At 56.7% G+C, this 21,886-nt stretch carries 22 protein-coding genes and 1 other RNA gene; 11 read left to right on the top strand and 12 right to left on the bottom strand.

The annotated features are described in order from the left end of the window. Window positions 1-157: 157 nt before the first annotated feature. On the top strand, window positions 158-1,546 hold the full coding sequence (locus ACFDSS_RS05175) for a serine hydrolase (RefSeq protein ID WP_375254708.1): 1,389 nt from the start codon (window positions 158-160) through the stop codon (window positions 1,544-1,546). A gap of 35 nt (window positions 1,547-1,581) precedes the next feature. Here the strand turns inward: ACFDSS_RS05175 and ACFDSS_RS05170 are convergent, their stop codons facing one another. The 5 genes from ACFDSS_RS05170 to ACFDSS_RS05150 form a co-directional block, all read right to left on the bottom strand. After that, window positions 1,582-3,180: an ABC transporter ATP-binding protein gene (locus ACFDSS_RS05170; RefSeq protein ID WP_375254697.1), complete on the bottom strand. Its 1,599-nt coding sequence runs from the start codon at window positions 3,178-3,180 to the stop codon at window positions 1,582-1,584. Continuing rightward, window positions 3,177-4,364: an ABC transporter permease gene (locus ACFDSS_RS05165; protein ID WP_375254696.1), complete on the bottom strand. Its 1,188-nt coding sequence runs from the start codon at window positions 4,362-4,364 to the stop codon at window positions 3,177-3,179. Before ACFDSS_RS05165 ends, ACFDSS_RS05170 begins: the two co-directional genes overlap by 4 nt. Further along, entirely contained in the window at window positions 4,364-5,437 is a 1,074-nt protein-coding gene (locus tag ACFDSS_RS05160) for a microcin C ABC transporter permease YejB (protein WP_375254695.1), read from the bottom strand. Before ACFDSS_RS05160 ends, ACFDSS_RS05165 begins: the two co-directional genes overlap by 1 nt. Window positions 5,438-5,447: 10 nt before the next feature. Beyond that, entirely contained in the window at window positions 5,448-7,367 is a 1,920-nt protein-coding gene (locus ACFDSS_RS05155) for an extracellular solute-binding protein (protein ID WP_375254694.1), read from the bottom strand. Between the two features lie 166 nt (window positions 7,368-7,533). Next, window positions 7,534-8,046 (bottom strand): c-type cytochrome, encoded by a 513-nt coding sequence (locus tag ACFDSS_RS05150; RefSeq protein ID WP_375254693.1) that lies wholly within the window; start codon window positions 8,044-8,046, stop codon window positions 7,534-7,536. Between the two features lie 120 nt (window positions 8,047-8,166). Here ACFDSS_RS05150 and ACFDSS_RS05145 point away from each other — a divergent pair, with 120 nt between their 5' ends. Beyond that, window positions 8,167-9,018: a prephenate dehydratase gene (locus ACFDSS_RS05145; RefSeq protein WP_375254692.1), complete on the top strand. Its 852-nt coding sequence runs from the start codon at window positions 8,167-8,169 to the stop codon at window positions 9,016-9,018. Here ACFDSS_RS05145 and ACFDSS_RS05140 read toward each other — a convergent pair whose 3' ends face one another. Further along, on the bottom strand, window positions 9,019-9,483 hold the full coding sequence (locus ACFDSS_RS05140) for an SRPBCC family protein (RefSeq protein WP_375254691.1): 465 nt from the start codon (window positions 9,481-9,483) through the stop codon (window positions 9,019-9,021). It lies immediately after the preceding gene. 21 nt (window positions 9,484-9,504) lie between these two features. Further along, window positions 9,505-10,452 (bottom strand): NAD(+) diphosphatase, encoded by a 948-nt coding sequence (nudC, locus tag ACFDSS_RS05135; protein WP_375254707.1) that lies wholly within the window; start codon window positions 10,450-10,452, stop codon window positions 9,505-9,507. 152 nt (window positions 10,453-10,604) lie between these two features. Here nudC and ffs point away from each other — a divergent pair. Together ffs and rsgA are read left to right on the top strand one after the other, a co-directional pair. Further along, an RNA gene (gene ffs / locus ACFDSS_RS05130) (signal recognition particle sRNA small type) lies at window positions 10,605-10,702 on the top strand. Between the two features lie 180 nt (window positions 10,703-10,882). Next, a complete protein-coding gene (gene rsgA / locus ACFDSS_RS05125) occupies window positions 10,883-11,917 on the top strand; it encodes a ribosome small subunit-dependent GTPase A (RefSeq protein WP_375254690.1) in 1,035 nt (344 codons plus the stop codon). 28 nt (window positions 11,918-11,945) lie between these two features. Here rsgA and ACFDSS_RS05120 read toward each other — a convergent pair whose 3' ends face one another. After that, window positions 11,946-12,419 carry a protein phosphatase gene (locus tag ACFDSS_RS05120; RefSeq protein ID WP_375254689.1) on the bottom strand — a complete coding sequence of 158 codons (474 nt, stop codon included), beginning with the start codon at window positions 12,417-12,419 and terminating at the stop codon, window positions 11,946-11,948. Between ACFDSS_RS05120 and ACFDSS_RS05115 the strand changes: the two genes are divergently transcribed. From ACFDSS_RS05115 to ACFDSS_RS05095, 5 genes are read left to right on the top strand one after another with little or no spacing between them, the layout of a single operon-like run. Then, the gene (locus ACFDSS_RS05115) at window positions 12,384-14,249 is read left to right on the top strand and encodes a DNA polymerase III subunit gamma/tau (protein WP_375254688.1); all 1,866 of its coding nucleotides are present in this window, start codon (window positions 12,384-12,386) and stop codon (window positions 14,247-14,249) included. The two genes, ACFDSS_RS05120 and ACFDSS_RS05115, sit on opposite strands and share 36 nt — an antisense overlap. Beyond that, on the top strand, window positions 14,225-14,626 hold the full coding sequence (locus ACFDSS_RS05110) for a hypothetical protein (protein WP_375254687.1): 402 nt from the start codon (window positions 14,225-14,227) through the stop codon (window positions 14,624-14,626). Before ACFDSS_RS05115 ends, ACFDSS_RS05110 begins: the two co-directional genes overlap by 25 nt. 15 nt (window positions 14,627-14,641) lie before the next feature. Continuing rightward, window positions 14,642-14,986, top strand: a complete 345-nt coding sequence (locus ACFDSS_RS05105; protein ID WP_375254706.1) for a YbaB/EbfC family nucleoid-associated protein — start codon at window positions 14,642-14,644, stop codon at window positions 14,984-14,986. A 7-nt stretch (window positions 14,987-14,993) separates the two neighbouring features. Beyond that, entirely contained in the window at window positions 14,994-15,587 is a 594-nt protein-coding gene (recR, locus tag ACFDSS_RS05100; protein WP_375254686.1) for a recombination mediator RecR, read from the top strand. A gap of 57 nt (window positions 15,588-15,644) precedes the next feature. Then, window positions 15,645-16,262: a class I SAM-dependent methyltransferase gene (locus ACFDSS_RS05095; protein ID WP_375254685.1), complete on the top strand. Its 618-nt coding sequence runs from the start codon at window positions 15,645-15,647 to the stop codon at window positions 16,260-16,262. A gap of 54 nt (window positions 16,263-16,316) precedes the next feature. On the opposite strand, the gene ACFDSS_RS05090 is transcribed toward ACFDSS_RS05095, so the two are convergent. From ACFDSS_RS05090 to ACFDSS_RS05080, 3 genes are all read right to left on the bottom strand, one after another. Next, entirely contained in the window at window positions 16,317-17,072 is a 756-nt protein-coding gene (locus tag ACFDSS_RS05090) for a DUF1013 domain-containing protein (RefSeq protein WP_375254684.1), read from the bottom strand. A gap of 278 nt (window positions 17,073-17,350) precedes the next feature. Further along, window positions 17,351-17,662, bottom strand: a complete 312-nt coding sequence (locus ACFDSS_RS05085) for a hypothetical protein (RefSeq protein WP_375254683.1) — start codon at window positions 17,660-17,662, stop codon at window positions 17,351-17,353. Window positions 17,663-17,821: 159 nt separating this feature from the next. Continuing rightward, window positions 17,822-18,595, bottom strand: a complete 774-nt coding sequence (locus ACFDSS_RS05080; RefSeq protein WP_375254682.1) for an alpha/beta hydrolase — start codon at window positions 18,593-18,595, stop codon at window positions 17,822-17,824. 66 nt (window positions 18,596-18,661) lie between these two features. Here ACFDSS_RS05080 and ACFDSS_RS05075 point away from each other — a divergent pair, with 66 nt between their 5' ends. Further along, window positions 18,662-20,140, top strand: a complete 1,479-nt coding sequence (locus tag ACFDSS_RS05075) for an NAD-dependent succinate-semialdehyde dehydrogenase (protein ID WP_375254681.1) — start codon at window positions 18,662-18,664, stop codon at window positions 20,138-20,140. 363 nt (window positions 20,141-20,503) lie between these two features. Here ACFDSS_RS05075 and ACFDSS_RS05070 read toward each other — a convergent pair whose 3' ends face one another. Next, entirely contained in the window at window positions 20,504-20,680 is a 177-nt protein-coding gene (locus tag ACFDSS_RS05070; RefSeq protein WP_375254680.1) for a hypothetical protein, read from the bottom strand. 376 nt (window positions 20,681-21,056) lie between these two features. Here ACFDSS_RS05070 and ACFDSS_RS05065 point away from each other — a divergent pair. Further along, a partial coding sequence (locus ACFDSS_RS05065) for an SDR family NAD(P)-dependent oxidoreductase (protein WP_375254679.1) occupies window positions 21,057-21,886 on the top strand: 830 nt, incomplete at its 3' end.

Genomic DNA, 21,886 nt, shown 5'->3' with positions numbered 1-21,886 from the left:
TTTTCTGAAAACCCAACCTATGCTAGCGTCCATCTTAACAATAAGGTCACCGAAAAAATTCGGGGCCACCGAGGCAGTAAATGAGGCAAGCGACGTGACAAGTCGTCTGGGACAGTGGGCCCTCCACGGGCTATTTCTATGTATCGTTTTGATCGTGATGCTTGCGCCCTTGCGCAGTACAGCAGCGCCCTATGCCGCGATGGTGATGGACGCACGCACCGGGGAAGTCTTGCATTCGCGCAACGCTGACACCCGGCTGCATCCGGCGTCACTCACCAAGATGATGACCCTCTACGTGGCCTTTCAAGCCATTGAACGCGGCGAGATAACGCTTGATACCAATGTACGCATCAGCCGGCTTGCGGCCTCTGAGCCGCCGTCAAAACTGGGATTGCGCGCTGGTCAGACGATCAAGCTGCGCTTCTTGTTGCGGGCCGCCGCGGTGAAATCCGCCAATGACGCGGCGACCGCCATTGCGGAGGCGATTTCCGGCTCCGAAGAAGCTTTTGCTGAACGAATGAACCGCACTGCCCGTGCGATGGGTATGCGCAACACAGCTTTTCGCAACGCAAATGGGCTCACCCAGGCAGGGCACTATTCGACTGCCCGCGATATGACGTTGCTTGGTCGGCACGTCATCTACGATTTTCCACAGTATTATAACCTGTTCTCGCGCCGGTCTGCCGATGCAGGTATTGCGACAGTCCGCCACACAAACCGCCGCTGGCTCAATAGCTACGAAGGCGCCGACGGCATCAAAACCGGCTACACACGCGCGGCTGGCTTTAACCTTGTCGCGTCAGCACAGCGCGGGCAAGAGCGTATCATTGCGACTGTTTTCGGTGGTTCATCCACTGCATCACGCAATGCACGGATCACCGAACTGATGAACATGGGTTTCCAGCGCGCGCCCTCGAGCGCGACGATCCGCCGCCCCACACCACCCGCCGCGATGGTCGCAGGTGCCCCGACGCCCGGCAAGAACGTGCGCTTGACCGGTCTTGTGTCGACAAGTATGCGCCCGGTCGCACGCCCGACAACACCCGCTGCACCTGAGGCAAATATCCTCATCGCTGCGGTCGAGGCAGACATCATCAATGCGGTCGTCGCGCAAGCCGTTGAAGCGGCCGTGAGCGATGCCATCGCGAATATTCTACCCCCAGCAGACACCACCACTCAAACACCGTCTGTCACCCCCGTCGCGCGCCCTGTTTCAACAGAGGCCGTGATGCTTGCAGCAGCCACACAACCTGCGACAATTGTCGACACCCAGCCTGAGGTTGTGACCCGGATTTCTACATCCGGGGGGCGGCTATGGGGCGTGAATATCGGCCGCTACAACTCCCGCTACGACGCAGAGCGGGTCTTGTTGAAAGTCGCCCTGAGCGAAATGAGCGCGCTTGACGGGGCCTTGCGTCGCGTTGTGCAACGCTCAGGCGGATTTGACGCAAACTTCATGGGGTTGAGCCGCGAAGGTGCCGATCTCGCATGCCGCAGGCTTCAGGCGCGTGGCACGACATGCTTCATGATCGATACTGAAAGCTAAGAAGGCCCCGGCCCGGCAAGCGAGAAGCCTTAGGGTCAGGCCACTTTGCCTTCAAATGCCGCAGCCATCAGCGCGCGCGTATAGGCCGATCTTGGGGCATCAAAGATCGCGTCCGCAGCTCCGGCTTCGACCACATCGCCCTGCTTCATGACCATGACCTTATGCGACAGCGCACGCACGACTTTCAGGTCATGACTGATAAACAGATAGGCCAGCCCGTATTTCTGCTGCAAGTCACGCAGCAACTTCACGATCTGCACCTGCACGGTCATATCCAGCGCCGATGTCGGCTCATCAAGGATCAGCAATTTAGGCCGCAGGATCATCGCGCGCGCAATTGCGATCCGCTGGCGCTGACCGCCTGAGAATTCATGCGGGTAACGGTCCATCAACGCAGGATCGAGGCCCACCTCGCCCATAATCTCACTCACCATATCGCGCCGGTCGCGGCCCGGGTCGACACCATGCACGCCCAGACCTTCAGAGATGATTTCAGCCACTGTCATGCGCGGGCTCAAAGAACCGTAGGGGTCCTGGAACACGATTTGCATATCGCTGCGCAAAGGCCGCATCTGGCGTTGGTTGAGCGTGTGAATGTCGCCTCCCTGAAACGCGATCCGCCCCTGTGAGCCAATCAAGCGCATCACCGCCAAAGCCAGCGTCGTCTTGCCAGAACCACTTTCACCGACAACCCCAAGCGTTTCGCCTGCATGGATCGTGAGCGTCGCCTCATTGACTGCTTTGACATGTCCCACGGTGCGCTTGAGCAATCCGCGCTGGATGGGAAACCAGATTTTCGCGCTGTTCGTTTCCAAAACAACAGGCGACCCCTCCGGTACAGGCGCTGGCCCTCCGGTCGATTCCGCGGCGAGCAGCATTTGCGTATATGGGTGCTGGGGATTGGCAAATAATGCAGCGGTTGGCCCGGTCTCGACAATCTCGCCGTCTTTCATCACGCAAACGTGGTCCGCGATCTTGCGCACAATCGTCAGGTCATGCGTGATGAAAAGCATCGACATCCCCGCATCGCGTTTGAGATCAGCGAGCAGGTCCAAAATCTGCGCCTGAATTGTCACATCGAGCGCCGTGGTCGGCTCATCCGCGATCAAAAGCTCAGGTCCATTCGCCAAGGCCATTGCAATCATCACACGCTGGCGTTGCCCACCCGAAAGCTGGTGCGGATAGGACGTCAGGCGGCTTTCCGCATCGCGAATTCCGACACGCTCCAGCAGTTCCAGCACACGTGCACTGGCCGCAGCACCGCGCAGGCCCTGATGCAATTCAATGCTTTCGGCCAGTTGCTTTTCAATCGTGTGCAACGGGTTCAGTGACGTCATCGGCTCCTGGAAAATGAAGCTGATGTCGTTGCCACGCACACGGCGCAAGGCTGCTTCATCAGCGCCAACCATCTCTTCGCCCGCGTAGGTGATGGAGCCGGCCATCACCGCGCTGTCGCCCAGCAATTGGACTGTCGACAGGGCCGTCACAGACTTGCCGGACCCGCTTTCCCCCACCAGCGCGACTGTCTCACCTTTGTGGACTTGAAACGACACGCCGCGCACCGCATGGGTTGCCGCACCGTCTTGGCGAAAAGCGACGCGCAGGTCGCGAACATCAAGGACTGTCTCGCTCATTGCTTGGCGTCCGGTGCAGGGGCAGTTTCGGCAAACATATCTTCAGCAACCGTAGTACCGCCTTCGGCAACGAATGTTTTGCGCGGATCAAAGGCATCACGGACACCTTCAAAAATGAAAACCAAGAGCGACAACATGATCGCAAACGTAAAGAAGGCGGTGAAACCCAGCCAAGGCGCTTGCAAGTTCTGTTTCGCTTGCAGCGTCATTTCGCCCAAGGACGGGGCAGAGGACGGCAGACCAAAGCCCAAGAAATCCAGCGAGGCCAAGCCGCCGATTGCACCCGTCACCAAGAACGGTAGCATTGTCACCGTTGCCACCATCGCGTTTGGCAGCATATGACGGAACATGATCGTCCGGTCCCGCACACCAAGTGCTTTGGCTGCGCGCACATATTCCAGATTGCGGGCCCGCAGGAATTCAGCCCTGACCACACCCACCAGCGCTGGCCAGCCGAACAGCACTGTGAGGAAGACAAGCAGCCAGTAACTGCGCCCCAGGATCGCAAAGACAATGATAATGACATAGAGCGACGGCATACCCGTCCAGATCTCGATGAAACGCTGGAAAATCAGGTCCGTCCAGCCGCCAAAGTAACCCTGCACAGCGCCTGCCATTATCCCGATGATTGAGGCGGCGACTGTCACCGTCAGCGCAAAAGTAACCGATAATCGGAAGCCATAGATGACGCGCGCGAGGACATCGCGCTTGGTATCATCAGTGCCCAGCCAGTTGTCAGCGCTCGGCGCAGAGGGTGCCACGCCACCGACATCGACGATTGTGTTATATGAATATGGAATGACCGGCCACAGCATCCAACCAGCTGCAAACCCGGCAATTCCGGGATCACCGCCGTCGGCAACGATTTCGATCAGGTTTTCGGGCTCGTCAAAGCATTCGATCAGACCACCCGTGACGATCAGGCAATCGACCTCCGGTTCGCCATAACCGGCCTCCGTGGGGAAATCACCGCCGTAGTCCTGTTCCGAGTAGAAGCTGAAGATCGGCATCCGGATCTCGCCCTGATAGCTGACCAAGATCGGCTTGTCGTTTGCGATGAATTCCGCGAGCAATGACAGACCGAACAGCACCCCGAAGACCATCAAGGACCAAAAGGCGCGGCGGTTGCGCTTGAAATTGCGCACGCGTCTTTGGTTGAGGGGGGATAGAAACGGTTTTGCCATCAGCCTCGCGCCTCAAAATCAATGCGCGGGTCGATCAATACATAGGTCAGATCGGTGATAATCCCCACGATCAGACCAATAAGAGAAAAGGCAAAGAGCGTGCCAAAGACGACTGGATAATCACGCGCGACGGCAGCCTCAAACCCAAGCCGCCCCAACCCATCAAGAGAGAAGAGCGTTTCGATAATCAGTGAACCTCCAAAGAACACCCCGATAAACAGCGCCGGAAAGCCGGAGATCACGATCAACATCCCATTTCGGAAGACGTGGCCGTAAAGCACACGACGCTCAGATAGACCCTTGGCCCTTGCTGTCATCACGTATTGCTTCTTGATCTCGTCAAGGAAGCTGTTCTTGGTCAGCAATGTCAGCGTCGCAAATGCGGAGATCGTGGAGGCCAGTACCGGCAGCGTTATATGCCAGAAATAATCGAGAACCTTGCCGATCATGCTCAGTTCTTCCCAATTTGCTGAGGTCAGACCCCGGAGCGGAAAAATGCGCCAGTAAGAGCCCCCGGCGAACAGGACGATCAACAAGATCGCAAACAAAAAGCCCGGAATGGCGTAGCCGACAATGATCGCCCCCGACGTCCATGTATCAAACGGGCTTCCGTCGCGCACAGCCTTCTTGATCCCCAGCGGAATGGAAATTAGATAGGCAATCAAGGTCGACCAAAGACCCAGCGTGATCGACACAGGCATCTTTTCCATGACCAGATCAAACACGCTGATTGAGCGGAAATAGCTTTCGCCGAAATCGAGCCGCATGTAATTCCACATCATCGTCAGGAAGCGTTCCAGGGGCGGCTTGTCGAAACCAAATTCACGCTCCAGATCGGCAATGAAATCGGCAGGCAGGCCACGCCCGCCGATATAGTCGCTCTCTCCGGTTTCGACCAATTCACTGCCGCCGCCAGAGATGCCCTCAAAGACATCCCCGCCGCCTTCCATCTCGGCGAGGATCTGCTCAATCGGGCCGCCGGGGACGAATTGGGTGAGTGCAAAGTTGATAATCATGATCCCCAGCAAGGTAGGAATCACCAGCAACAATCGCCGAAGGATATATGCGCCCACTTAGTCTGCCCTACTGGAATGCACCGGCGGCGCGAAGCGCCTCGGCTTTTTCAGCGTCATACCACCAGTTGTCGATGGGCGACAGCGCAAGTGGCGGAATTTCCTGAAAACCGAATTGGTCATAATAGGCAACCGTGTGGACACCCTTTTGCCATTGCGGGATCCAGAAACGCTCCGCCCGTAAAACGCGGTCCAGCGCACGGGTAGCAGTTGTCAGTTTTTCAAGCGATTGCGCTGCAACAATCGTTTCAATCAAACGGTCAGCCGCGGGCAGTTTCAGCCGCATCGGATTGCGCGAACTATCCTCAGCGGCGGCAGATCCAAAGAACTGCGCCAATTGCTGGCCCGGCTCATACCCCTGACCCAGCGAGGCATTGACGATGTCAAACGTTCCCGCGCGGCGGCGTTCAATATACTGTGCGGTATCAACACGCTCCAATTCAGCATCGACGCCAAGGCGTTTGAGGTTCTCAACAATGGGGTTGATGATCCGGTCAAACTGGGGGGACCGCTCAAGAAAAGTCACCGACAGCACTTCACCGTCCTTGCGACGCAAACCGTCGTCACCTGCAATCCAGCCTGCCTCATCAAGAAGCGCAGAAGCCGCGCGAAGCTGGCGGCGGTCCAACGGTCGCTCTGACGTGGTGGAGGCGGGCGGTATCGTCGCTTCCGCCGTTAGAATGCTGGCATCAAGCAATCCGTCATCGACGAGTGGTTGCAGAATTGCGATTTCCTCTGCGGAAGGTGCGCCAACGGCTTTCAGGTCAGAGTTGTCCCAAAAAGATTCAGGCCGCTCGTAAAGACCGTAAAACAGCGTCTCGTTCATCCACTCGAAATTCACCATTAGCGTAATGGCTTGCCGGACCATCGGATCCTGGAATTTCTCCTGGTTGAGGTTGAACACGAAGCCCTGCCCTGTGCCAATGGCCCCATTGGGCAGCTCTTCGACCTTGACCCAGCCTTGTTCACGCGCCGGGAAATCATATCCCGTGGCCCACTGCAAAGAACTGTTTTCATTGCGGAATGTGTAGACGCCGGATTTGAAACCCTCGAAGGCAGCGCTGCTGTCGGCGAAATATTCAACGCGGACGGTCTCAAAATTGTTGCGCCCCTGATTGATCGGAAGATCCGTGCCCCACCAATCTGGGTCCATGCGGTATATGATTTGGCGGCCGATATCGACCTCATCCAGACGGTAGGGTCCGGTTGCCATGAACGGTTCATCGGATGCTTCATCAAGGCGGGTTTCGGTTGTCTCAAACCAATCCTTCGAGAACGCGGAGGTTCCGCCGACCCAAGTCACAACATCGCGGCGCGGCGCGCTTTCGGTGAAATTGAAGCGGATTTTGAATTCATCAAGCACCTCGACGCTTTCGATAAACTGCGAATAGACGCTGCGGTATTCCGTGATGCCCTGCTCAAGGTAAAGCTCAAAAGTGAATTTGATGTCCTCGGCGGTCATCGTCGTGCCGTCCCAAAAGGTCACATCATCGCGCAGGTTGAAGACCACCCAGTCGCGGCTTTCAGGATATTCAAGCGTTTCGCAAAGGTAGCAATACGCGCCGTAAGGGTCATCGGCTGTCGAGGTCAGGACACTTTCATATCCAATCGTTGAAAGCGCCGCAGGCACGCCCTTCCGTGTAGAGAGGTTAAAACTGTCAAATGTCCCCTGCGCCCATTCTGAAAATTCACCCCCCTTTGGCGCGTCCGGGTTCACATAGTCCAGCACTGCGTCAGGTCCGTATTTCAGATCACCAAAGTTGGTGTAGCCATGGCTGACGGTCACGGGATCATGGCCATCTGCAAAAGTCTCCGCCCCGGCCCAGAGGACGGCAATGCCGATGACCGAACCGGCCAGCCAGTTCATGCGCCACGATTGACGCGGGTCTTGTCGGGTCGCGATTGCGCTGCGGTTGGGGCGTTTGTGCATCGTTCTCTCCACGTTTCACCGTCTCTGGGACGATAAATGAAGTTAAAGTCCTGTTTGGCAAACTTTCAAGTTGAGTTTCCGTGATCTGACCGTGTGAACCCCCAACATGAAAGAAAAAAGCCGCCCCCCGTGGGAGCGGCTTTCAAATTCAGTCACAGCCGCGGGCTTACTCGCCGACCGTCGCCAGATACGCGATCAGGTTCGCGCGGTCCTGTGCGTCACGCATACCGCTATAGCTCATCGCTGTGCCGGGGGCGTAACCGCGTGGGTTTTCCAGGAATGCATTCAGGTTTTCAGGTGTCCAAACATCGGCAGCCTCGATCAACGCACCAGAATAGTTGAATTCATCATAGAACTGCACGGGGCGATTTACGATACCATAGAGTGAAGGGCCTGTCCCTTGCTGACCCGATTCGAGCGCATGACAAGACCGGCAGCTACGCCACAGGCCTTCACCGTCAGAAACACTGGCAGAGGCCATCAATACCGCAAAGTCGACTTCCACGACTTCTTCTGCGGCATCGCCATCTGCATTCTCAACCTCAATGACATAGGCCTGCTCGCCATAGTGACCGCTGACGTAATATATTTCGTCTGCCAGCCAAGCCCCGAGCAAAAAGATGAGCAAGGTGCTGCAAAAACCACCGATTATCTTGGTCACAGTCATTGTGTCGAACATGTCGCGTTTCATCCCGTACTATTTGTTGACTTTATGTATCCGCTTCCCACCCCGACTTGCAAGGTATACTGCCCCGACCGAACGCCCATTTTCGTGGCCAGACGCAGGGAGATCGCCATATTGTCTCAGAAAATCGCATTTCAAGGTGAATTAGGCGCCTATGGACACGAAGCATGTGTGACTGCGCGACCCGATTTTGACCCATTGCCATGCACGACTTTTGACGCCGCCATTGAGGCCGTCCGCAGCCGTGCCGCTGATCTGGGCATGATCGCTGTGGAGAATTCCACCTATGGGCGGGTTGCCGATGTGCATTCTCTGCTGCCCAAAAGCGGCCTGCATATCGTGGATGAGACTTTTGTGCGCGTGCATGTCAATCTGCTCGGCAAGCCTGAGGCGGCACTCGATGACATCAATGAGGCCCATGGCCATCCGGTGATCCTGCCGCAATGCGGGGAATTTCTGCGGAAACACAACATCACGCCGCGCACGAGTTCCGACAATGCACGCGCCGCGCGCGAAGTGGCTGGCGGCGATGATATCAGCATCGCTGCACTCGCTTCAGAGTTGGCGGCAGACATCTATGGTCTGAAGGTTCTCGCGCGGCATATCGAAGATCATGCACGCAACACGACGCGCTTTCTCATTATGGCCCGTGAGGCCGATTATTCGCGGCGCGGCGATACCGGCATGATGACCAGTTTTGTATTCCGGGTGCGCAACATCCCGGCTGCGCTTTACAAAGCCATGGGTGGTTTCGCCACAAATGGTGTGAACATGACCAAGCTGGAAAGCTATATGGTCGACGGACATTTCACGGCGACACAATTCTATTCAGAGATCGAAGGGCATCCGGACGATAAAAATGTGCAACTGGCGCTCGAAGAACTTGGCTATTTTACCGACCATCTGCATGTGATGGGCGTCTATCCCGCGGCGGCCCGGCGCTACGAACAGGGCAGCGACGCGTAGTCAGCCGTTGCGGCGGAAGCGGTCTTCGATTTCTTCGGCGTAGTCTTTCACGCGGGCGTTGAAGCGTTTGGTCAACCTGACTTTTGCCAATCGCAAGGACTGCAAGAGCAAGCGCGCGGTGAGTGACTTGGCGCGCATGTCGAAGCTCACAAGAATCCGCGTGCGCGTCTGCGACAAGGCCACCAGATCGATCGTGGTCACGGCCAGTAATCCGTCTGAATTGCTCTCGATCAACATGCCTTCGGGTGGCGTGAAACGGGTCAGATCAGCTACAACGCGCCTGCTTCGGCCGCGAAATTTGAACGCAATGTCCCAAGCTGTCCCGGCACAAACAGGCCCCGTATCCCGCCGGACGATATCGGCCCCTTGACGCATGGCCCGCCGCTCAAAACTTGCGAAGTCGCTGACTTGGCCGAACGCATAGGCGATTGGAACTTCGATATCTTCGCGTGTGCTGAACTTCATTGGAAACCTTCGGCAAGATCGTTAATCGAGATTGTCAGACAACCACGCCTGCAACAAAAAATGGGCAATGGCGCCTTTGCGTGCTGGCAAGATTGTGGGGTGATTGCCAGAAAAGGCCAGCGCAATGTCTTCACGACTGACCCACATCGCGTCTTCGATTTCATCAGTATCGATTGTCAACATCTTGTTCAGCGCCTCTCCCGCACAGCCAAGCATCAGTGACGCGGGAAACGGCCACGGCTGGCTCGAAAGATACGTTACCTGCCCTACCCGCACGCCAGCTTCCTCAAAAACCTCGCGGCGCACGGCAGCTTCGATCGTCTCACCGGGTTCGACAAAGCCCGCCAGCAGCGAATACATGCCTTCTGGCCAACCGTGCGAGCGGCCCACAAGGACAGCGTTGCCATGGGTGATGAGCATGATAACGACGGGATCAGTGCGCGGAAAATGGCGGGCATCACAAGACCCGCAATCGCGTTGCCACCCCGCCATCGCAAATTGGCTTTCAGCGCCGCAGCGCGCGCAGTACCGGTGTGACAAATGCCAGGCGATGACTGCTTTGGCCGTTGCCGCAAGCTCTGCATCACGCGGGGACAAGCGTGTCATGATCGCACGCAACTCTGCAAATGCGGCGTCGGGCAGCGTGGCGTGTTGTTGCTCAGTCAGATCTTGAAAACTGTCGAGGTTCTCTGGATCGACATCGGGCGGCAGCCAGCCAGACAGATCCGCCGCAAAGATCGGTGCATCGTCTTCACAACCCAGAAACACCATGTCAGCGGCAGCTTCCATCATCACAGGATGATCCAAAGGCACGCGGCAAAGCGCATCGCCTGCAATCAACGGCTTGCCGCGCCACAGCACTATGCTGCGCGCCTGTGAGTTCGCCTTGAGCGCGCAGGCTTGCCCGCGCAACTCTGCCGCACGGTTCAGCCCGGAGCTGCCAAAAGTGACTGTCTCTGCGATCTTCATCCGGCCCAAATGCCATGCGGATGGCCTGAGTGCAATTTCTTTCAAGTCGGGCATCAAACGCATACGACATCAGATAAATTATGACCTGATTTGCAGGCGCCCGCCCCGCCGAGATGCCTTGCAGTGCGTTTCCGCCTGCCCTATATGAACGGTGAGAGGTTGGCGCGGGCGAGCGCCTCGCCAACCTGGTCAGGTCCGGAAGGAAGCAGCCATAACGAGCCCCGCTTGGGTCGTTGTCAGCCTCTCACCCATGCGCTTTGCCGCAGGCAAGCGCATGCCTCGCCATTCAAGAAAAGGAGGATGTTCATGATTGTCTCGACAAATACTCTCCCGGTCTGGGTGCGCTGAAGTTATTTCCGCCCCCTCGTCCGGTGCCCGCGGACCAACCTATGTGGTCCGCGAAACCCATCTCTTTGACGAGGATAGATCATTGAACGATCTGACACGCGACGCCCTCGGGTGGTCCCCCTTTTACATGTCCCAGCTTGATCTGATTGAGCTTGAAACCCTTACCCCTGCCCGCATTGCAACGGTCCACCGCGACCGCGTTGTGGGGTTTTCCGAAATCGGCACGCTGGAGCTGACGCTTGATCCTGGCATCACAACGGCGGCTGTCGCGGTTGGCGACTGGGTGCTGTGCGCCCCTGAACAGCATCGCCTTGTCCGCGTCATTGATCGCAAAACAGAACTCACACGCGGAACCGAGTATCATACCGGCGAAAAGCAGTTGATCGCGGCCAATCTGGACACGCTTTTCATCACATCCTCATGCAACAACGACTTCAACGTCGCCCGTCTGGAGCGTTATTTGGCGCTGTCTCATGATGCGATGATTACACCGGTGATCTTGTTGACTAAGGCCGACCAGACCGACGATCCTGACGTCTATATTGACCAGGCCCGCAGCTTGGGGCGGGATTTGGAGGTCATCGCCTGCGATGCAAAATCGGATGATATGGTGTCATTGCTGGCTCCGTGGTGCGGGAAAGGGCAAACGATCGCGCTTGCAGGCTCCTCCGGTGTTGGCAAGACGACAGTTGCGAATGCGCTGACCGGTGGTGATGCACTCACCCAAGACATCCGCGAGGACGATGCACGCGGACGGCACACAACAACAGGACGGTCGCTGCACCGGATGCGTGGGGGTGGTTGGCTGATTGATACGCCCGGAATGCGCGGGCTGGGCGTGGCCGAAGTCGCCTACGGGATTGATGCGACGTTCCCCGAAATCTCTGAACAGGCCATGCGATGCAAATTTCGCGATTGCGCGCACGAAACAGAGCCGGGATGTGCTGTTCAGGCGGGTATCGCGGCGGGTGAAATTGACCCCGAAAGGCTCAAACGGTTCAAGAAACTCAAGCGCGAGAACGAACATGCAACCGAAACCATTGCGCAAGCGCGGGATCGGGGGCGAAAGCTTGGGAAGATGTATCGTTCAGCGGTGCAAAAGAAGGACCGAACCTAGGGTCTTGCTTGGCGGATCATGATCCAGCCTATCCCAACAGCGCCCAAGCCATCTGTGCATCTGTCTCAACCGCACATGGCCGTATCTGGCGCAAACGCGCAAGCGCGCCATCTGCATCTTCGCCAGCTGCAATCATCAAGCGCAACGCCATCATACCTGAGCGGCCACAGCCGCCAAAGCAATGCACCAAAACGCGGCCACCACGGCTCAGAATGGCAAGAGCCGCGTCCCGCGACTGCGGCCAGTCCATATCCGAGGGCACACCGAAATCCGCAATCGGCAGATACCGCCATTGGACACCAGCCCTGACCAAATCCGCCCCCAGGGTCCCGGCCCCTTTGCGGTCCAGCTCTGCCTGTGTGGTCATAGTCAAAACCATGTCGGGCTTCCATGCCATCAAGTGGTGCCAGTCAGCATGGTAATGTCTGGTGCGCCCCGGCATCGGCGACAGACCCAGCGTACCGCCATGAACTTTCAGCCGATATATTGCAAATCCGATCATTTCGTTTCTGCCTGCAATGAGGTGGACCAATCCACATCGCCCGCTTACGCTAACACTGCCCCGAATCCCATGCCAAAGGCCACCATGACCGATCAGCCGCAATACCAAGTGCTCGCCCGGAAATACCGACCCGAAACATTCGCAGATATGGTCGGTCAGGATGCGATGGTGCGCACGCTCAAGAACGCTTTCGCAGCGGACCGCATCGCCCAAGCCTTCATTATGACGGGCATTCGCGGCACCGGCAAAACAACAACGGCGCGGATCATCGCCAAGGGGATGAATTGCATCGGACCCGACGGCACAGGCGGCCCCACGACCGAACCTTGCGGGAAATGCGAACACTGTGTCGCGATCATGGAAGGCCGCCACGTCGATGTGATGGAAATGGACGCCGCCAGCCGCACCGGCGTCGGTGATATCCGCGAAATCATTGACAGTGTGCATTACCGCGCGGCCTCTGCCCGTTTCAAGATCTACATCATCGACGAAGTGCATATGCTATCCAAGAACGCGTTCAATGCGCTGCTCAAGACGCTGGAGGAACCGCCCGAGCATGTGAAATTCATCTTTGCCACGACCGAAATCCGACAGGTCCCGGTGACCGTTCTGTCCCGCTGCCAGCGTTTCGATCTTCGCCGGATCGAACCTGAGGTGCAGATAGCACTTTTGCGCAAGATCGCGACTGCCGAAGGGGCCGAGATTACGGATGAGGCGCTTGCGTTGATTACCCGCGCCGCGGAAGGATCGGCCCGCGATGCGCAATCATTGCTCGATCAGGCGATTAGCCACGGTGCGGGCGAAACCAACGCCGATCAAGTACGCGCGATGTTGGGATTGGCCGACCGTGGCCGTGTGCTTGACCTCTTTGATATGATCCTGAAAGGCGAAGCGGCCGCCGCGTTGACAGAGCTTTCGGGCCAATATGCCGATGGCGCCGATCCGATGGCCGTGCTGCGTGATCTGGCGGAGGTCTGCCATTGGGTGAGCGTTATCAAGATCACACCCGAAGCCGCCGAAGACCCCACCATAAGCCCCGATGAGCGGACACGCGGTCAAACAATGGCCGCTGACCTGCCAATGCGGGTGATGTCGCGGATGTGGCAAATGCTGCTGAAGGCGCTGGAAGAGGTCGCAATGGCCCCCAATGCGATGATGGCCGCGGAAATGGCCGTCATCCGCCTGACCCATGTGGCCGACCTGCCAAGCCCAGAGGAACTGGTACGCAAACTGCAAGGCACAACACCGCCGCCGCAGGGTCCGTCTGGCGGGCAACCTGCGCCGCAAGCGCGCGGCACGACTGCAATGGCCTCATCCCCAGCGCCGACGCATTCAGCCCCCAGTGGTCCATCGGCGGCCGGCGCGCAAACCGCCGTGGCGCTGCAAACAGATGCGCTCCGGCATTACGCACGCTTTGAAGATGTTGTTGAGCTGATCCGCACCCACCGCGATGTCAAGCTTCTGGTCGAGGTTGAAACTGGACTGCGATTGGTCAGCTATCAAGCAGGCCGGATCGAGGTAAACCCGACACCTGATGCGGCGCGTGATCTGGTGGGGCGGCTGGGTGCACGCTTACAGGCTTGGACCGGCAACCGCTGGGCAATCAGTGTCGCAGAAGGCGGCGCGCCAACGATAGCGGAGGTCCGCGACGCGGCAGACAATGCCATAAAGGCGGAAGCGGAGGCGCATCCGTTGGTTCAAGCTGTCATCGCCGCGTTTCCAAATGCGAAGATCACGGAAATCCGCACCGAAGCGGAAAAAACGCAAGAGGCGCTGACCGATGCACTGCCTGAGGTGGATGAGGAGTGGGACCCGTTCGACGAAGACTGATCCTGGGAATTGCACTGCTTTCACCCGCGCCAGCATGGGCAGAGGTTTGCCGCGAATTACGCCCCGGCTGGGATGGCGGCACCGTCTCCGCCTTTGATGAAATGCTGTTCCTGGCCCAGACCCCGATGGTCCTAATCCTGATCGTCGCAACCGCCCTCGCCGTGCGGTTTCGCAGCGAATGGGGCGGCGTCGCAGTCGTTGTCGGCTGGAGTTTGGCCACTTTTATCGTCACCCAATGGGGCAGCGGCGACGGCTTGCGCAGTGCGGCCATCGCTGAGGGTTGCGCGGGTAGCCCGGCCCTTTTCATTGCGGTTGCTGCTGCAATGTGTATCGGTGTAGTCCTCTACACAGCGCCCTTACCGGGACGCCGTAAATGAAGGGAGATGCGTGACATGCTCAAAGGACTTGGCGGGCTTGGCGATATGGCCAAGATGATGAAACAGGCACAAGAAATGCAGGGCAAGATGGCCCAAATGCAGGAAGACCTCGATACCATCATGGTCGAGGGCGTCAGTGGTGCGGGCCTCGTTAAGGCCACAGCGACGGCGAAGGGCGAATTGAAGGGGCTCGATATCGACCCATCGATCTTCAACGGCGATGACAAAGAAGTCGTCGAAGACCTTATCCTTGCCGCGATCAAAGACGCGCAGAGCAAAGCGACTGAGCGCGCGCAGGAAGAAATGAGTAAGATGACCGAAGCGATGGGCCTGCCACCGGGCATGAACCTGCCGTTTTAAGCTGGCAATGAGCAACGGCACCGAAGATCTCGACAATCTGATCGCCTTGATGGCGAAACTGCCCGGTCTTGGGCCACGTTCTGCGCGGCGTGCGGTGTTGCATCTTATCAAGAAGCGGTCGCTCGTGTTGCTGCCATTGGCAGATGCGATGCAGCAAGTGGGTGCCACGGTCCGCGAATGCCTGAATTGCGGCAATGTCTGCACCAGCGACCTCTGCGATATTTGCCAATCCGAAAAACGCCGCACCGGTCAGATCGCCGTGGTCGAAGACGTTGCCGACCTTTGGGCAATGGAGCGCAGCGGCGTCTTCAAAGGCCGGTATCATGTCCTTGGCGGCACACTTTCAGCGCTTGATGCAGTTGGGCCGGATGAGTTGCGCATTCCAAAGTTGATCGACCGTATCAAGACCGAAGAAGTAACGGAGGTCATTCTGGCCCTCGGTGCGACGATCGACGGGCAAACCACGGCACACTATATCTCCGATCAATTGCCCGGAATTACCGTGACCTCACTGGCACAGGGCGTCCCTGTTGGTGGTGAGTTGGATTATCTCGATGACGGGACGATTACGGCAGCTTTGAATGCGCGAAAGGCGTTATAGGCGCTTTTATCTGAAGTCCCCCGTTTGCGGTGGGGACTAATTCAAAGGATTGAAAAGATGGCTGACGCTGGATTTTGGGACAGAACCGCGCGCAAATACGCGGCGTCTAAGATCGCTGACATGGGCGGGTACGAAGAAACGCTGGCCCGTACCCGCAGTTTTCTGATGCCTGAGGATCATCTGCTTGAGATCGGCTGTGGCACAGGCAGCACCGCGCTCAAACTCGCATCCTGCGTCAAGCAAATGACCGCGACGGATATCTCTTCTGAAATGCTCGCGATTGCTGAGGAAAAGCGCGCAGACACCGACCTCGAAAACCTACGTTTTATCCAGACAGAGGCCACAAAGCCCATCGACGGCGCACCATTTGATGTCGCTTGCGCCTTCAGTATTCTACACCTCTTGGATGATCTCGACGAAGGATTGGCACATTTGCACAGCCTTATTCGTCCCGGTGGGATGCTCATCACGAAGACAGCATGCCTGCGCGACATGAGTTTCGCGCTGCCGCCGCTGATAAAGGTCATGCAATGGATTGGAAGAGCGCCGCATGTGAACATCTTCAGTTCGGCCGCGCTGGAAGATGCGATGCGCAAGGCCGGGTTTGAGATTATCGAAAGCGGCTACCACGGCAAAACCCGCACGACACGGTTCATTGCAGCACGCCGGACATAAAAAGGGCGCCGCTTAACCAAAGCAGCGCCCGTTGAATTCCTAGATCAATCCAGATCAGTCTTTGCTGTCCTCATCATCATCAGGCAGATTGAAGAAGCTTTCCGCGTCGGACACATCGCGGGTGTCTTCCTCTTCTTCCTCGTCATCGCGTGGATCAGACAGGCTGAACGCCTCAAGACCAGCCCTTGCGCTTGGCATTTTGGGCTCAGCCGGCATTCCAAGTGACTGCTCCGTGCTGACCAGTTTGCGGCGTTCGTCATCAGACATCGCTTCGCCGTCTTTGGCTTTCTTGGCGTTGGCTTTTTGCACTGCTGCATCAAGCTCTGACTGTTTGCACAAACCAAGGGCTACCGGATCAATCGGCTCGATGTTGTTGATGTTCCAGTGTGTGCGGTCGCGGATCGCCTGAATTGTCGGCTTTGTGGTGCCAACCAGTTTGGAGATTTGGCCGTCTGTCAGCTCCGGGTGGAACTTCACCAACCAGTAAATGGACGCCGGGCGATCCTGACGTTTGGACAGTGGCGTATACCGCGGGCCGCGGCGCTTTTCTTCGCCAGCAGCAGCGGCATAGAATTTCAACTTCAGCTTGTGCAGCGGATCGGCCTCAGCCTTGTCGATCTCTTCTTGAGTAAGCTGATTGTTAGCAATCGGATCGAAACCCTTCACGCCCGCGGCCACATCACCATCAGCGATCCCCTGCACTTCCAATTCATGGAAACCACAGAAATCTGCAATCTGCTTGAAGGTCAGTGTTGTGTTGTCGCAGAGCCATACAGCAGTGGCTTTCGCCATAATCGGTTTATCGGACATCTTTCATCTCCATCTTTTGCAACAGACAAGCCTTTCCCGCGCCCTTAAGTTGGGCAGACTGCATTGGCAGCCGGGTTCGCATTGTCGGGGAACTTGCAGAGTATATAGTGACAGCCAAACCGATATGAAAGATCAAAAATGACCCCGGGGGGCTTTCGCGATAGCGGGAAAGGCGCGCGGCCTGACCAATGAAACAAGATTCATTTTTCGTTCGGATGCGCCAACTGCAAAAAGGCGCACTGGCAAGGACGCATATCTGAATAAATCAAGCTTTCGGCCTACGCCTGAGGCATTTCCGGCTCTTGCTCGGCATCAACCATGGTGCCGTCTTTGAGCATCACCTGACCGCGCGTGTCCTGACATTTGGGCGTGCCATCGCGATTCAGGCGCGGCGTCATGAACCCTTCAACGCCGTCGTCGACGTACCAATGCTGGCATCCATCGGGATCAACCCAGACATTTGCGACCCCGTCACGTAGAAATCCGCCGTCAAGACCACCATCGGTCACGTCATTGTTGTCGCCCAAGCGTTCACACGCCGCGAGCGTCAATGCAGCTAAAACAAACGCTGCGCTCTTGATAATCGTCATAAGTTTCCCACCGCAGTTTGCGTATTGCGCAAATGCTCCCCAGTTTCTTTACGCGTGCTAAGATATTTACGCATGACTTGTCTATCGTTGACAATGAAAACATAACGAAACGGCACAGAAACACGCGATAGACTGCTCATTTCGCAAGTTGGCGCACACTCAAAGACACAGATCAGCCGTCAACGCCGAATCGCTATCCTTGAGCCCGTCGAGAATGTTGAAATGGTGACACCCATCCAAAACGACTTTTGCGCACTTCCATGCCTGCGACAGCTTATCTGCTTGATCCAAAAACACCGGGCGTTCATCCGCGCCGACCCAAATTGAAACGGGCACAGCTGGCGCTTCGTGATGGATTGGGCTTTCCCGCAATGCTTCGGCATCTGTAATACCAAGATCGCGGTTCATCGTTGTATGCATGAGCGGCACGAGATCGGCGACAGGGGAAATCGGCACAATCCTTTCCAGCCGCGACGACCATCCGGTCGGATCGGGCAGGCCCGCCACACGTGCAACAAGTTGCCCACCGGCAGAATGCCCCGCCAGTCGGATCGGACCATCCACATGTGTTGCAGCCAACGCGATTGCCTTGTCAATCTGCTGCCCGATCTGCGTGATCCTCACGTCCGGGCACACATCATAGCCCGGCATCGCGACGGCCCAACCCTGCGCCAACGGGCCTGCCGCAAAATGCGACCAATAATTCTTGTCAAAGCGAAGCCAGTATCCGCCGTGTACAAAAACCACCAATCCCTTCGGTTTGCCTTCGGGCAAAAACAGATCAAGCTTTTGACGTTCCTTATCTCCGTAGGCGATCTCCAGCGCGGTTTCTGTGTTGTCACGAAACACCTGAGCTGCACGCATCCAGCGTTCAGGATAGAGACCTCCATCCGGAATATACGCGGCATTTGCGAAGGCATCATCAAAATCCATTCTTGTTCCCCTTTACGAAACCACCCTACATCGGGCACATAGCGCCTGGGTTAACCGGAGGCCACAATGCTAGATGCTATCACGAACCTGAAGTCCATGCTGTCACGTCCTGATCTGGTCTGCACAGATGCTTTTGTCGCGGGCGCTTGGGTGCAGGCCAGAAGTGGCGCGACGATCGACGTGACAAACCCCGCGCGCGGCGATGTCATCGCACAGGTGCCTGACTTGTCGCGCGATGAAGTCGCTGACGCGATTGCAGCCGCGGAAAAGGCACAAAAGCCTTGGGCGGCGCGCACCGCCAAAGAGCGTGCCAACGTGTTGCGCAAATGGTTTGACCTGACAATGGCCAACCAAGAAGACTTGGCGATTATCATGACAGCCGAGCAAGGCAAACCGCTGGCGGAGTCCCGCGGTGAAATCGGCTATGGCGCATCGTTCATTGAATGGTTCGCAGAAGAAGCCAAGCGTATCTACGGTGAAACGATCCCGGCACATATGTCTGACAAACGTATTACCGTCATCAAACAGCCCATTGGAGTTGCCGCAGGGATCACACCCTGGAACTTCCCCAACGCGATGATTGCGCGCAAAGTCGCCCCCGCACTTGCCGCTGGCTGCGCATTTGTCATCAAGCCGTCCGAGCTGACGCCGCTTTCAGCGCTGGCAATGGCGAAGCTGGCTCAAGAAGCAGGTGTTCCAGACGGGCTTTTGTCGGTCGTAACGTCCTCCAATGCGCCAGAGGTTGGCAAAGAGTTTTGCGAAAACCAAGCTGTACGTAAACTGACCTTTACCGGCTCAACCCAAGTGGGACGCATTCTTTTGCGGCAAGCGGCAGATCAGGTGATGAAATGCTCAATGGAATTGGGCGGCAACGCACCGTTCATTGTCTTTGACGATGCAGATCTGGATGAAGCCGTGATCGGTGCCATCGCCTGCAAATTTCGCAACAATGGCCAGACCTGCGTGTGCGCAAACCGGATCTACGTCCAAAAAGGTGTCTATGATGCATTCGCGGCAAAGCTCAAAGTCGCTGTTGAAAACCTGCACGTCGGCGACGGCTTCAGCGAAGGCACGACACTTGGCCCATTGATCGCGCCTGCCGCTGTGACAAAAGTGCAAGAACACCTTGATGATGCCGTTGCCAAGGGCGGAGAGATCCTGACAGGCGGCAAACCACATGCGTTTGGCGGGCAGTTCTTTGAACCGACCATTGTGACCAATGCCAAGAAAGGGATGTTGGTCAGCACCGACGAAACATTTGGCCCTTTCGCACCGCTCTTCATGTTCGAGGATGAGAACGATGTGATCGCGCAAGCCAATGACACGATCTTTGGCCTTGCGTCCTATTTCTACGCCAAAGACCTCAGCCGCGTGACCAAAGTCGCCGAAGCTTTGGAATACGGGATTGTAGGCGTGAACACCGGCATCATCTCAACCGAGGTGGCCCCGTTTGGTGGTGTGAAACAGTCCGGTTTGGGCCGCGAAGGCTCGCACCACGGGATCGAGGACTATCTGGAGATGAAATACATCTGCACCAGTGTCTGAAACGGCTCTGCAACTCACGAAATCAAATCAGGCCTCGCGGATGCACAATAGTGCATCGGTGAGGCCTGCTCCATTTGGGCAAGCGTCGTGTCGCTGGCCCGGATTGCAGGACGTAATGTGAATTCGCTCCGGCTGCTCAAATGGCGGCTCTGGAGAAACCGAGCCGGTCAGAAACGGTCGTTTGTGACCGCTAATAGCAACTCAACCAAGGGAAGAGGGCCTCAATGCTGAGGTGCTGATTCCTGCTCGACCACCGAATGACGGCAGCGCGGGACCGAGCTGCCACCCGAAACGAATGATCGCGCCGTTGTGTAAGCGGGGGTCGCCTACGCGAGTTATGCTGCGAAAGGTGACATGCGGACTTCACTTCTTTTTCACCATTGACCAACCCACCAACGCCATCGCGGTTCCCAAAACAATCCCGGCGATGCCAATCAATACAAAGATTAGACCCCAAAACATCCATGATTGATCCGGTTCATCAAGAACTGAAACAGCACCCCAGATATAGCCGCCGATAGACCAGACACCTATGAACATCGAGAGGCACCCAAGACACAAGAGAATCCAGCCAAGTATTCTCCTCCAATTCCAGGGCATCGGGTGATCCTCTCAACAAAGTTTCTGCTGCGACTACGGCTTCCGCATCTTGCCAGATTCGTGGCGTCCCCGTCTATGCCCCCCTGAACATAGCGTTGGCAGTGCAGTTGCAGACGACAGTTCGGCTCAGTGTTGCGCAAAAGCGCACGTTCAGTTCCGTCTACCCAAATGTTTGTTTTGCGGAACGAAGCGGTCGTTTTATTTCTGGCTTTCACTGGCCGCATTGCACCCTTCGCAACAGCATCGTAGAGCACCAAAAGCGATTTTGCGGTTGCCGCGCGCAAGAAACTTTCACGTATTGGGTTGCCACTGTTGGTTGCGGCTCCATGTTTATCGATCTGAGTGCTGGTCCGCTGAAGTTGTCGAACAGCCTTTCCCAAAACAAAAAGAGAAAGCGGCTAGAATGGCAAAAACTAAAAGAGCAGAAAAAGGCATCGCCTGGGTGACTGGCGCGAGTTCCGGGTTTGGAAAAGCTTTGGCTTTGCGTCTTTGCTCCGAAGGCTGGACTGTCGCTGCTAGTGCGCGTCGTGTGACTGAGCTTGAGGCACTCACAGATGAAGCGCAAGGCAGCCCAGGCCGTATAGTCCGCGCGCCTCTCGATGTTACTGATCTGAGTGTCACCAAGCAGGCGGTGGAAGACATAATTGCAGAGCTTGGCCCGATTGATCTCGCGGTTTTGAATTCCGGATTTTTTAAGCCGGACGTGATCGACCCCTTTGACGCAACTCAGTTTGCGCAACATTTCGCGGTCAATACAGTGGGTATCGCAAATTGCCTTGAACCGCTCCTTCCACATCTCATTTCACGCAAACAGGGACATATCGTGCTCGTTGGTTCGGTCTCCGGCTATGGCGGTTTTGCCTTCTCGACTGGCTATGGGGCCAGCAAAGCAGCAGTCATAAACCTTGCTGAAAGTCTGTATCTACGCGTCAAACCGCACGGCGTAAAAGTGCAAGTGGTCAATCCTGCCTCTGTTCGGACACCTATGACGGATCGTGAGGACAGATCGCTTCCAATCCTTGTCGAACTGGATGAGGCGATTGACCAAATCATGACCGGCATCCAATCTGATCGCTTTGAAATTGCGTTTCCGAAGAAACTGACCAACAAGCTCAAACTTCTTCGATGTTTGCCTTATGCCATGTG

The organism is Yoonia sp. (genome assembly GCF_042093035.1).
Classification (GTDB): domain Bacteria; phylum Pseudomonadota; class Alphaproteobacteria; order Rhodobacterales; family Rhodobacteraceae; genus Yoonia.
This window is presented reverse-complemented; position numbering and strand designations above follow the sequence as displayed.